The organism is Pseudomonas sp. NFX224 (assembly GCF_048565165.1).
GTDB lineage: Bacteria > Pseudomonadota > Gammaproteobacteria > Pseudomonadales > Pseudomonadaceae > Aquipseudomonas.
Window position 1 is genome coordinate 330,221 of sequence record NZ_CP183416.1, and the last position, 11,963, is coordinate 342,183.

At 61.2% G+C, this 11,963-nt stretch carries 11 protein-coding genes; all 11 read left to right on the forward strand.

The features are described from left to right. Window positions 1–8: 8 nt before the first annotated feature. Entirely contained in the window at window positions 9–149 is a 141-nt protein-coding gene (locus ACNYC6_RS01405; RefSeq protein WP_419710737.1) for a hypothetical protein, read from the forward strand. 25 nt (window positions 150–174) lie between these two features. Beyond that, on the forward strand, window positions 175–309 hold the full coding sequence (locus ACNYC6_RS01410) for a hypothetical protein (protein ID WP_419710738.1): 135 nt from the start codon (window positions 175–177) through the stop codon (window positions 307–309). Next, window positions 306–1,286 (forward strand): AAA family ATPase, encoded by a 981-nt coding sequence (locus tag ACNYC6_RS01415; protein ID WP_419710739.1) that lies wholly within the window; start codon window positions 306–308, stop codon window positions 1,284–1,286. The genes ACNYC6_RS01410 and ACNYC6_RS01415 overlap by 4 nt, the downstream gene beginning before the upstream one ends. Next, window positions 1,283–2,218, forward strand: coding sequence for a DUF58 domain-containing protein (locus ACNYC6_RS01420; protein ID WP_419710740.1), 936 nt, complete (start codon window positions 1,283–1,285; stop codon window positions 2,216–2,218). The genes ACNYC6_RS01415 and ACNYC6_RS01420 overlap by 4 nt, the downstream gene beginning before the upstream one ends. Continuing rightward, complete coding sequence (locus tag ACNYC6_RS01425; protein ID WP_419710741.1) at window positions 2,215–2,709, forward strand: DUF4381 domain-containing protein; 495 nt, start codon at window positions 2,215–2,217, stop codon at window positions 2,707–2,709. The genes ACNYC6_RS01420 and ACNYC6_RS01425 overlap by 4 nt, the downstream gene beginning before the upstream one ends. After that, window positions 2,696–3,688, forward strand: coding sequence for a vWA domain-containing protein (locus ACNYC6_RS01430; protein ID WP_419710742.1), 993 nt, complete (start codon window positions 2,696–2,698; stop codon window positions 3,686–3,688). The genes ACNYC6_RS01425 and ACNYC6_RS01430 overlap by 14 nt, the downstream gene beginning before the upstream one ends. 1 nt (window position 3,689) lies before the next feature. After that, the gene (locus tag ACNYC6_RS01435; protein ID WP_419710743.1) at window positions 3,690–5,270 is read left to right on the forward strand and encodes a VWA domain-containing protein; all 1,581 of its coding nucleotides are present in this window, start codon (window positions 3,690–3,692) and stop codon (window positions 5,268–5,270) included. Continuing rightward, complete coding sequence (locus ACNYC6_RS01440; RefSeq protein ID WP_419710744.1) at window positions 5,186–6,601, forward strand: hypothetical protein; 1,416 nt, start codon at window positions 5,186–5,188, stop codon at window positions 6,599–6,601. Before ACNYC6_RS01435 ends, ACNYC6_RS01440 begins: the two co-directional genes overlap by 85 nt. Next, window positions 6,598–7,623, forward strand: a complete 1,026-nt coding sequence (locus tag ACNYC6_RS01445; RefSeq protein ID WP_419710745.1) for an HAD family hydrolase — start codon at window positions 6,598–6,600, stop codon at window positions 7,621–7,623. The genes ACNYC6_RS01440 and ACNYC6_RS01445 overlap by 4 nt, the downstream gene beginning before the upstream one ends. A gap of 72 nt (window positions 7,624–7,695) precedes the next feature. After that, entirely contained in the window at window positions 7,696–9,276 is a 1,581-nt protein-coding gene (locus tag ACNYC6_RS01450) for an arylsulfatase (RefSeq protein WP_419710746.1), read from the forward strand. A 120-nt stretch (window positions 9,277–9,396) separates the two neighbouring features. Beyond that, the gene (locus tag ACNYC6_RS01455; protein ID WP_419710747.1) at window positions 9,397–11,910 is read left to right on the forward strand and encodes a fused MFS/spermidine synthase; all 2,514 of its coding nucleotides are present in this window, start codon (window positions 9,397–9,399) and stop codon (window positions 11,908–11,910) included. Window positions 11,911–11,963 lie beyond the last annotated feature (53 nt).

Genomic DNA, 11,963 nt, shown 5'->3' on the forward strand with positions numbered 1-11,963 from the left:
ACATTGCCATGCAGATTGCCATTCGCGCAGCCATCTTCAGCCTGATGACCACGTTCGTCAGTTGCGGTGTTGGCGCTCATGACCTCGATACCCACCCGCAACATACCGAACAGCACTCGACGCTTTTCAGCATCACGCTCAGGCAATGACGCCAATGGTTGGTAAGGAAGTTTTATGAGTAACCGCCTGCTGTTCACTACAACCAGTGCCTGGGCTGATTTCACCGCTTCCCCGGAGCGAGCCCGGAGTACTGACAACAACGGCATCGCGGTCAACATGACCTCGGCGTTTTTCCAGGAGCTGAAATGAGCGCACTCAACGACCTCAACGCCTTGCAAGCGAGTATTGCCGAAGCCGTACTCGGCCAGGATCAGGTGATCCGCCAAATTCTTGTGGGCTTGTTGGCCAACGGCCATTTGCTGCTGGAAAGCCTGCCCGGCCTGGCCAAGACCCGCACGGTCAAGGCGCTGGCCAAACACCTGGATGCCAAGATGAGCCGCATCCAGTTCACCCCGGACTTGCTGCCCTCGGACATCACCGGCGCCGAGGTGCTGCATCAGGTCGAAGGCAAAAACGAAATCCGTTTCCAACCGGGGCCGCTGTTCGGCAACCTGATCCTGGCCGACGAAATCAACCGCGCACCGGCCAAGGTTCAGGCCGCATTGCTGGAAGCCATGGAAGAACGGCAGATCACCGTGGCCGGCAACAGTCATGCGTTGCCGGAACTGTTCATCGTGGTCGCCACGCAAAACCCGATCGAGCAGGAAGGCACTTACCCACTGCCGGAAGCACAGATGGACCGCTTCCTGATGAAGGTGCTGCTCGACTACCCGAGCGCCGAAAACGAAAGCCAGGTACTGCGCCTGTTGCGCGAAGAAGAACAGGCCCTCAGCGCGAAAACCGCAGCAGTGCAAGGCTTTGCACTGGCTCAGGACGTGATCTTCGCCGCTCGCCGGGAAGTCAGTGCGGTGCATGTTTCCCCAGCCATCGATAGTTACCTGATCGACCTAATCAATGCCACCCGCCACCCTGCCGATTACGACGCCGACCTCGGCCGCTGGATCGCCATCGGTGCCAGCCCCCGTGGCGGTATCGGCCTGGACCGTTGCGCCCGCGCCGATGCGTGGTTGCAGGGGCAGGATTTCGTCTCGCCGGACAACGTGCGCGCCGTGGTGCACCCGGTGCTGCGCCATCGTCTGCAATTGAGCTACGACGCCGTGGCCGACGGGGTGAGTGCCGATCAGGTACTCGACCGTTTGCTCGACAAAGTGGCGATTCCTGCATGAACGTAGACGGCCTGGCCTATGTCTCTCTGGCGCAGTTGATGGCCTTGGAGTTCAAGGCCCGCGACCTGAGTTTTGTTGCGCGCCAGCCGCAAGGCAGCATCCTTGCCGGCAATCACGCGTCGCGTTTGCGTGGTCGCGGCTTGAATTTCGACGAACTACGCCGCTATCAACCCGGCGATGATTTGCGCCATCTCGACTGGCGGGCGTCGCTGCGCACCGGTAAACCGGTGGTGCGCACCTTCACCGAAGAGCGCGACCGCCCGGCGTTGATCCTCGTCGATCAGCGCATGAGCATGTTTTTCGGCTCGCAACGCAGCTTCAAATCCGCCCTCGCCGCCGAGCTCGGCGCACTGGCGGCGTGGATGGTGTTCAACGCCGGTGACCGGGTTGGCGGGTTGGTGTTCAACGACCGGCGCATCGACAGCATCTCCCCGCTACGCAGCCGAAAACGGATCGAGGCGTTGTGCAGCCGCATCGTTCAGCAGAACCAGGAATTGAGCGCGGCCAATCCGGACGCCGAAGGCGAAGACCAGCTCGACAAGGTGTTGCAGCGATGCCTGGCCGTGGCCGGTCACGATCACTTGATCTGCATTGTCAGCGACTTTGCCGGCGCGGGCGAGCGTACGTTACAACTGATGCGCCAGTTGGCGGCACACAACGATGTGATCGCCATGCAGGTCTACGACCCGTTGGCGCTGAACCTGCCGAAAAATGGCCGGGTGCTGATCACCCAAGGACAAATGCAGGTGGAGCTGGCGGTGGAACGTCGCCAGGTGCACCAGCCTTTGGGCGATTTCCTCAGCGGACGACTCAAGGACGTGGCCACGCTGCTGAGGCGTAGTCAGGTGCCATTGATGATGTTCAGCACTGCCACCGAAGCCCAGGAACAACTTCGCAGCGAATTGGGCAAGCTCAGCGGAGGGCGGCGATGAACCCCGATATCCCGAGCATCGAGCAATTGAAGGAAATCGCTCTTCCGGCACCGGTCAGTTACGCGCCGCAGACCTGGGGTTGGTGGGTGTTGCTCGCCGTGCTGGTGGTTGCGGCGCTGCTACTGGGCGCACGGCGTTACTGGCGATGGCGGCGTGATCGTTATCGCCGCGAGGCCTTAACGCGTCTGGCGCAATTGCAGCAGCGCAGCGGTGACCTGACTGCGTTGCGCGAGTTGCCGGAACTGCTCAAGCGCGTCGCGATCTCCATGCCAAACTCGCTCCCACAGGGGCCTGCTGCACTGGGGAAAGATGATTGGCAAGCCTTTCTACAGCAGCACCACAAGCAACCACTTCCCGCTGACTTCAGCCAGCAACTGGCGCAGCTCGCTTACGCTCCGGACTCTACTTTGCAAGCCTTGCCACCCGAACAACGCCAACAGTTGTTCGACACCTGCAAATCCTGGGTGGAGCGTCATCATGTGGCAGCTTGATTATCCTTGGCTGTTACTGCTGCTGCCATTGCCGTGGCTGGCCTACCGTTATCTGCCCGATTACCGCGAGGCGCGCAGCGCGGTACGCGTGCCGTTTTTTGCCGCCATGAGCCGTGCAGTGGGCGAAGCACCCAGCAAAGCCGGCATCCGCAGCAACGCCTGGCAACTGATGCTGAATCTGTTGGTATGGGCGCTCCTGCTGCTGGCAGCGGCGCGGCCGGTGTTCGTCGAGAAACCCATCGAGCGCCAACAACCGGTGCGCGACTTGATGCTCGCCATCGACCTGTCGCAATCCATGGAAACCACCGACTTCACCGACGCCAGCGGCCAGAAGATCAATCGCCTGGCTGCCGTGAAGGAAGTGGTGCACGGCTTTATCGACAAACGCAAAGAAGACCGCCTCGGCCTGATCGTGTTCGGCAGCGGCGCGTACCCACAAGCGCCGTTGACCCTTGACCACGCCAGCCTGTCGCTGTTGCTGGATGACACCGGGATCGGCATGGCGGGCCCCAACACGGCGATCGGCGATGCCATTGGCCTGAGCCTGAAACTGCTGGACAAGGCCCACGAACAGGAAAAAGTCCTGATTTTGCTGACCGACGGCAATGACACCAGCAGCGCCATCACCCCGGACCATGCGGCCGAGATGGCCGCCGCCAAAGGCGTGGTGATTCACACCATCGGCATCGGCGACCCGAATGCCGAGGGCGAAGCCAAGGTCAACCTGCAAGGCTTGCAAGACATTGCCACTACCACCGGTGGGCGCTTCTTCCGCGCCGAAGACCGCAATGCGCTGAATCAGGTCTACAGCACCCTCGACCAGCTCACCCCGCATCAAGTCAAGACCCTCAGCCACCAACCCAAGCGTGATCTGTTCTGGTGGCCGCTGGGCGCGGCGATTGCGCTGCTCGCGCTGTATCACCTGTGCGCCATGCTGCGCCCGCGCCTGTCCATTATTCGTCAGCGGCAGGAGGCCTGAGATGGAGATCAACCTCAGTGACTTCCACTTCTTGCGCCCTCTCTGGCTATTGCTGCTGCCCTTCGCCGCGCTACTGCCGCTGCTGTGGCGGCGCAGTCAGGACCTGCAACGGCGCTTGCGCAGCAACATCGCCGAACACCTGCTCCCGCACCTGTTGATCACGCCGAAGGATCAGCACTGGTTGCGTCCCGTCCACCTGGTCTGCGCGGTGTTGGTGCTTGGCTCGATTGCTGCCGCAGGGCCGACCTGGGAACAGGACCGTCCGGACTTTCTGGAGAACCGTGCGCCGTTGATTATTGCCGTCGACCTGTCGCCGTCCATGGATGCCAACGATGTACAACCGACGCGCCTGGAAGCCGTCAAACACAAGCTTCACGACCTGATCCAGCGCCGCGCCGGCGCCCGCAACGCACTGATCGCCTACGCCGGCAGCGCCCACCTGGTATTGCCGCCCACCGATGACCCGGCCTTGCTCGACACGTTCATCCAGGCACTGGGCACCGATCTGATCGGCAAACCCGGCAAAGACGTCGGCGCGGTCATTGATCAGGCCAAACGTCTGCTGGCCGCTGAAAAATCCCCCGGCACCCTGCTGCTGATGACCGACGGTGCGGACACCGCGGCACTCGACGATCTGGATAAAAAACTCGACGACAGCGCGCTGCAGATATTGATCTTGGCCGTCGGTAGCGAGGATGGCGGCATCATCAACGATGCCGGTGGCCAACCGCGTATCGACAGCAACGGCCGCCCTGAACTGGGCAGTTTTGATCAGGCCGCGCTAAAACAGTTGGCGTCTGCGGTGGATGCGCCGCTGGGCAGCCTCACGCTCAACAATGACGATCTGGATTGGGTCGAACTGCACGCCCGTCAACACTTTCAGGCTGCCAGCGACGAACAGCGCGAATTGCACTGGAAAGACGCCGGCTACTGGCTCTGCTGGCCACTGCTGCTGATTGCGTTCTTCAGCGTGCGCAAAGGTTGGAGCCTGAACTGGATGGCCGGCCTGCTGTTGGCCGTGGGGCTCGGGTTACAACCGGCACCGGCGCACGCCAACGCGTTTACCGATGCCTTTTTCACCCGCGACCAGCAAGGTCGCTGGGCCTTTGAGCACGAGCATCTGCCGCAAGCCGCGGCCCTTTTTGTCGACCCGTACTGGAAAGGCATCGCCGCCTACCAGGCCGCCGATTTCGACCTGGCATTGGCCAGCTTCGCGCGGCTGCAAACACCGCAGGCGTATTTCTACCTCGGCAACATTTATGTACGGCGTTTCAAGTTCGACCAGGCCATCGCGGCCTACACCCAGGCCTTGAAGTTGCAGCCGCAATTCCCGGAAGCCACGGCCAACCTCGCCTTGGCCATCGCATTGCAGAAAGACACCGAAGACGCGGCGAAAAACGCCCCTGAGATCAAGCCCGACGAAATCAAAATGGACAAGGCACCGGGCAAAGGCCAGAGCAAAGAGGTACAGACAGAACAGGCCTCATCGGATGAACAATGGCTGAAGAACCTCAGTACATCGCCGGCGAAGTTCTTGAAGCAGAAGTTCAGTTTGCAGGATCAGGCGGGGGCCAAGCCATGACCAGTCTGTCAGTCCGCTCATCCACCAAAATAATCAGCGCCGCGCTCATTTGCCTGTTCAGCACAACAGTTATTGCCGCCGAACCCGAGCTGAAAGTCCTGGCCCACCTGCAACCCAGCGAACCGGCCATGGTCGGCAGCCTTGTCGAACTGCAACTCGATGTCCTCACTGACACCTGGTTCACCAGCGCCCCCACCCTGCCCGATCTGAAGCTGCCCGGTGCATTGGTCATGCCGCCCGATGGCCATGCCGAACACATCAATCAGAACATCGACGGCAAGTCCTTGAACGGCATGCGTTACCGCTACCTGATTACCCCGAACCTGGCGCAGGGTTTCGACATTCCAGCGCTGACCGTGCGTGCCACGCCCGGCCAGGCCACTGTCGAATTGAGCGCCCAAAGCCAGCCCGTGCAGTTCACTTCGACCCAACCGCCGGGGTTCCAGGCCGGCGAACCCGTGCTGGTCGCCCAAGGGTTGCGTTTCACCCAAAAAGCCATCAATTCCGCCACCCCGCTGAAGGTCGGCGACAGCATCACCCGCGAATTGACGCTCCAGGCCGACGGCGCCCTGGGCATGTCGTTGCCCACGCCCTCGCTGGGTGACATCCGCGGTCTGAGCCGTTACGCGAAATCCCCACAAGTCAGCAACCTGAATGACGGCCGGGGACACTTCAATGGCGGCCAACGCATTGATACGGTGACATATCGGATCGACGCCGAAGGGCATTACAGCCTCCCGCCCATCGCCATTAAGTGGTGGGACGCCAGCACCCGGCAAACCCGTACCGCGCAAGTGCCTGCGATCAATTTCGACGCAGCCGCCAACAGCGCTTACAAACCGGTGTTCTCGATCACTGAAGACCTGAAAAAACTCGGCCAGCAAAACAGCCTGCACCTGTCTGGCTACGGTTTGGGTGCGCTGGCGCTGCTGCTTTGCCTCGCCGGGCTTGGCTGGTTCGCGCGTCCTTTTTGGCAGCGCGCTCACAGTGCCTGGCAAGCCCGGCGCCATGCCCGGCACGCGGCATGGTTGCAATCGGCCGACTACGCCTGGCGGCAGATCCCGTCGCAACTGGACGCCACTCCTGCGCAATTGAGCGCGCTGTATCTATGGACCCGACGCAGCCGCAAGGGCTTGAAACTCACCGGCCTCGGTCCACGACTGCAAGCATTGTTACGTGCCTGTTACGGCCGTGAACCGACAAAAGATCAAGCGCTGCACCAACTCAAGAATTCTTTGACTACGCTGGTTAGTCAGGCCGGACACGACAAAGAATCAGTCGCTCCCGCACTGCGACCACTCAACCCCGTTCACGAGAAGGAATTTCGATGATGAACCCGATATCACTACGCCAAATTCACGGGTTTAAGTTTCTGTTGACCCTGGCGCTGAGCCTGCCCTTGCTGGTTCAGGCCGCCGAACCATTGCCGTCCTGGAACGACGGCCCGTCAAAAAAGAACATCATCGAATTCGTCCAAGCCGTGACCGATCAAAGCAGCAAGGACTTCGTCAAACCCGAGGACCGCATCGCCGTATTCGACAACGACGGCACCTTGTGGAGCGAGCAGCCGATGTATTTCGAGTTCCTGTTCGCCCTCGAAGAGGTCAAGCGCACCGCAGCGCAGCACCCTGAATGGAAAACCACCCAGCCCTTCAAAGCCGTGCTGGAAAACGATCAGAAGGCCCTGGCGGCATCCGGCATGGACGGCCTGATGAAAATCGTCGCCGCCACCCATGGCGGCATGACCACCGAAGCCTTCGACGACTACACCAAAACCTGGTTGAGTCAGGCCCGCCATCCGAAAACCGGTAAGCCCTACACCGATATGATCTTCCAGCCGATGCTGGAAATGCTCGACTACCTGCGCAGCCAGAACTTCAAGACCTACATCGTCTCTGGCGGCGACACCGGCTTCATGCGCGCCTTCGCCGAGAAGGTCTATGGCATCCCGCCCGAACAGGTGATCGGCACCACATTTGTCACAACGTTTGAATACAAGGACGGTAAGGCGTCGATCCTGCGCACACCGAAACTGGCTCATAACGACGACGGTCCGGGCAAACCGGTCAGCATTGATGCGGTGATCGGGCGTCGGCCCATCCTCGCCTTCGGCAACTCCGACGGCGACCTGCAAATGCTGCAGTGGACCGCCGCCGGCCCTGGTAAACGCTTCATGGGGTTGGTGCACCACACCGACGCCAAGCGTGAGTGGGCCTATGACCGCGAATCGAAAATCGGCCGCCTGGACAAGGCTCTGGACGAGGCCAAATCCCGTAACTGGACCGTCGTGGACATGGCCGCCGAATGGCGCCGGATCTACCCCTACGACGCCGCAACCGAGCAAGTGCAATAAGAAAGCGTAACGCAGGACCGCAATAAACGTTTGTCGCATCAGGCGACGTAAGTGAGCAAAGGAGCTAGTCAGATGACTCGCATACGCAAGTGGCTACCGAAACTCGCCTTAGTGGCGACCTCGGTCATGGCGATTTCGGCAACAGCCGGGGCCGCTGAAAAACCCAACATTCTGGTGATCTTCGGCGATGACATCGGCCAGACCAACATCAGCGCTTACTCCATGGGGGTGGTCGGCTACAAGACGCCGAACATCGACCGCATCGCCAAGGAAGGCATGATGTTCACCGACTATTACGCGGAGAACAGCTGCACCGCAGGACGGTCGACGTTCATTACCGGGCAAACGCCGCTGCGGACCGGTTTGTCCAAGGTCGGCTTGCCGGGCGCCACGGTCGGCCTGCAAAAGCGTGACGTCACCATCGCCCAGGCACTCAAGTCCCAAGGCTATGCCACCGGCCAGTTCGGCAAGAACCACCTTGGCGACCGCGATGAATACCTGCCGACCAACCACGGTTTCGACGAGTTCTTCGGTAACCTCTACCACCTCAACGCCGAAGAAGAACCCGAGCGTGCCAACTGGCCCAAGGACAACCCCGAGTTCACCAAGGCATTTACCCCGCGCGGCGTGATCCACAGCTTCGCCGACGGCAAGATCGAAGACACCGGTGCGCTGACCACCAAGCGTATGGAAACCGTCGACGACGAAACCACTGCGGCGGCCCAGGCGTTCATCGAGAAACAGGCCAAGGCGGACAAACCGTTCTTTGTCTGGATGAACACCACACGCATGCATGCGTTCACCCACGTGCGTGACTCGATGAAGGGCCAGAGTGGCATGCCCGGCAACGATTACGCCGATGGCATGATCGAGCACGACGGTGACGTCGGCAAACTGCTGAAAACCCTCGACGACCTGAAAATCACCGACAACACCATCGTCGTCTACACCACCGACAACGGCCCGAACCAATGGTCGTGGCCGGATGCGGCGACCACGCCGTTCCGTAACGAGAAGAACTCCAACTGGGAAGGCGCCTATCGCGTACCGGCGATGATTCGCTGGCCGGGCAAGATCAAACCGGGGGAAGTGTCCAACGAGATGTTCTCCGGCCTTGACTGGTTCCCGACCCTGCTCGCCGCAGCCGGCGATGCCGACGTGAAGAACAAGCTGCTCAAAGGCTGGGCACCGACTTCCGGTGGCACCAACTTCAAGGTGCACCTGGACGGTTACAACCAACTGCCTTACCTGACTGGCAAACAGCCTAAAAGCGAGCGCAAGGAGTTCTACTACTTCAACGATGACGGCGTATTGGTGTCGATGCGCTTCGATAACTGGAAAGCGGTGTTCTGTGAACAACGCGAGCCCGGTGGTTTCAAGGTCTGGAGCGAACCGTTCGTATGCCTGCGCGTACCGAAAGTTTTCAACCTGCGCATGGACCCGTATGAACGCGCCGACGTGGTCTCCGATCAATATTACGACTGGGCCACCAAGAACGTTTACCTGACCGAAGTGGCAGTCATGAAGTCAGCGGCGTTCCTGCAGACATTCATCGACTATCCACCAAGCCAAAAACCGGCCAGCTTCAGCGTTGACCAGATCCGCGCGGCGGTAGATGTCAAAATCGAGGAAAAAATGAAAGCTGCACAGTAAGACCGCTTGACCGCCGCTCGCCTTCATCGGCGAGCGGCCCTTTTCCCTTGCAGGAGCTGCCGCAGGCGGCCCCTACGCTGATTGACGTTTATTTTGCTCATTGCACAAGGCAACAAACCTATGTCCTCACGTGTCGCCAGCAAGTCGTCGGCCATACCTGCCCCTCAAGTCGCCTCCCCGGCACTGCTGATCCCTTCCCTGTTGCTGTTCGTCTCCGGTGCTGCTGCGCTGGTGTACCAGGTGCTGTGGATCAAGCAGTTGTCGTTGGTCGTAGGCGTCGAGGTGTACGCCATCACCACCGGGATCAGCGCGTTTTTCGCCGGGCTGGCCCTGGGCGGATTGCTGTTCGGGCGCTGGGCGGACAAGTTGCAGCAGCCGGTTCTGCTGTACGCCGGGCTGGAAGTGATGGTGGCGGTACTCGGTGTTGGCGCGACGTTCGCCATGAGCCTGGCGGCCAGCCCGTTTGCCTGGCTGGAACAACATGTCGGACTCATGGCGTGGATGTTGCCGTTTGTCCTGGTGGGCGTTCCGGCACTGCTGATGGGCGGCACCCTGCCCGTGCTGGTTCGCTCCCTTGCGAGCGACCCGCAACAACTGGGCAAGGCCGGTGGGCACCTGTATGCCGCGAATACCGCCGGGGCCATTGCCGGCACGTTGCTCGCCGCGTTCGTGCTGATTGCCACCCTCGGCGTACGCGGCAGCGCCCTGGCCGCCGCGATACTCAATCTGTTGGCCGCCGCTGGCGCGCTGTGGTTTCAACGTCGCCATTCCATGCCTGACGCGGCACCGGTGAAGCACCACGCCGACAAGGCACCGGATCGCCTCGCCCTGTGGCTGTACTCGATTGCCGGGGGCGTGGCGCTGGGCTACGAAGTGGTCTGGTCGCAATCGATCGTGCAGTTCATGAGCACGCGCACTTATGCGTTCGCCGTGGTCCTGGCGACTTATCTCGCCGGACTGTTCCTCGGCAGTACCCTGCTTACCCGTCGGGTCGATCGCCTGCGCGATCCCTGGGGCGTATTCGGTTTGTTGATTGCCGGTGCCGGGCTGATTGCGCTGCTGGAAATCGCCTTGCTCGGGCGCTGGCTGATCGTTGCCCAAAGCGTGGTTGAAGCCTGGGTGCTGTCGCTGGGCGCCAGTGAATTGATGGGCATGAGCGCACGCTTTGCGGTGGCGGCGTTAAGCATCGTTTTTGTCCCGACCTTGCTGCTCGGCGCGGCCTTTCCCGTGGCCCTGCGCTTGAGCGTCGGCCATGACCATGTGGGGCGTAATGTCGGAGAGGTCGTGGCTTTCAATACCCTCGGCGGGATTGTCGGGGTGATGCTCTGTGGCTTCGTGCTGATCCCGCTATTGGGGCTGGTTCGTACGCTGGGCCTGTTGGCGATCATCGCCGCAGGGATCGGCTGCTTTGCGGTGCGCAAGGGGCATGGGGTCAAGAAAGGCCGGCGTCAGGGCGTGATCGCGGTCGGCTTGCTGTCAGTGGCCGTAGCGCTACTGACCCCGGTGGACAAACTGGCCAGCCTGCTGCCCGGTGCACGCAACGGCACGTTGACGTTCTACGAAGAAGGACGTGGCGGAACCGTCGCCGTGGTCAGCCAGGGCAAGGGCCAGAAAACCTTCCAGCGCTTGTACATTCAGGGCGTATCCAACACCGGCGACGCCATGCCGTCCCTTCGCTACATGCGGATTCAGGCGCTGTTGCCGCTGCTGATCCACAACGCTGAGCCGCGTTCGGCACTGGTGATCGGCTTTGGCACCGGCATCACCGCCGGGGCCCTGACGCAGTACCCGGGTCTTGAACATCGCGTCGTCGCCGAACTGCTGCCCTCGGTGGTCAAGGCCGCGCCACTGTTCAAGGGCAACTTCAATGCCGGCGCCAATCCCGGTGTCGACGTGCGACTGCGTGACGGTCGCCAGGAGCTGCTGCGCAATCCACAACGCTATGACCTGATCACGCTCGAACCGCCGCCGCCCTCCGCAGCCGGCGTGGTGAATCTGTACAGCCGCGATTTCTATCAACTGGCGGCCAGCCGTTTGCAGAAACAGGGCCTGGTGGCTCAGTGGCTGCCGCTGCCGACCCAGAACATCGACGACTCGCGCGCGCTGGTGCGCAGTTTCCTCGACGTGTTTCCGTACGCCAACCTCTGGACCAGCGAGTTTCACGAGATGCTGCTGGTGGGTTCACTGGAGCCGATCGAACTGGACGCTGCGAAGATCAATCAACGCTTCCAGCAAGACAGCGTGCGCAGCAGCTTGCAGGATGTCGGTATCGGTTCGGCTGCTGCACTGCTCGCGACCTGGGTGACTGATCGCTCCGGCCTGGAACGCTTCGCCGCTGACGCGCAACCGGTGACCGACGATCAACCGCGTATCGAGTACGCGCCGTGGGTCCGGGCCAAGGAAATCACTCGTGTGCTGCCAGCACTGCTCGACCTGCACATCGAGCCGCCGCTGATAAATGCCGATGTCGGCTTCAATGAGCGCATGGACGCGCACCGGCAACGCCTGATGCAGTTTTATCGGGCAAGCCTGCATGCCTATGACGGCGATCGTGACGCCTGGGCGCGGGATATTCGCGAAGTGATGCGCGCAGATGGTGGGAATCCGTACTACCGGTGGTTTGTTGGGGAGTGATGGATCGACAGCATTTGACACACGCCGGCCATCCGGCAAAGCTGCATCGAGCA

Coding starts and splice junctions, on each gene's coding strand:
- ACNYC6_RS01420 (WP_419710740.1), top strand. CDS start 1,283: ATGAACGTAGACGGCCTGGCCTATGTCTCTCTGGCGCAGTTGATGGCC.
- ACNYC6_RS01455 (WP_419710747.1), top strand. CDS start 9,397: ATGTCCTCACGTGTCGCCAGCAAGTCGTCGGCCATACCTGCCCCTCAA.
- ACNYC6_RS01430 (WP_419710742.1), top strand. CDS start 2,696: ATGTGGCAGCTTGATTATCCTTGGCTGTTACTGCTGCTGCCATTGCCG.
- ACNYC6_RS01415 (WP_419710739.1), top strand. CDS start 306: ATGAGCGCACTCAACGACCTCAACGCCTTGCAAGCGAGTATTGCCGAA.
- ACNYC6_RS01450 (WP_419710746.1), top strand. CDS start 7,696: ATGACTCGCATACGCAAGTGGCTACCGAAACTCGCCTTAGTGGCGACC.
- ACNYC6_RS01425 (WP_419710741.1), top strand. CDS start 2,215: ATGAACCCCGATATCCCGAGCATCGAGCAATTGAAGGAAATCGCTCTT.
- ACNYC6_RS01405 (WP_419710737.1), top strand. CDS start 9: ATGCAGATTGCCATTCGCGCAGCCATCTTCAGCCTGATGACCACGTTC.
- ACNYC6_RS01440 (WP_419710744.1), top strand. CDS start 5,186: ATGGCTGAAGAACCTCAGTACATCGCCGGCGAAGTTCTTGAAGCAGAA.
- ACNYC6_RS01445 (WP_419710745.1), top strand. CDS start 6,598: ATGATGAACCCGATATCACTACGCCAAATTCACGGGTTTAAGTTTCTG.
- ACNYC6_RS01435 (WP_419710743.1), top strand. CDS start 3,690: ATGGAGATCAACCTCAGTGACTTCCACTTCTTGCGCCCTCTCTGGCTA.
- ACNYC6_RS01410 (WP_419710738.1), top strand. CDS start 175: ATGAGTAACCGCCTGCTGTTCACTACAACCAGTGCCTGGGCTGATTTC.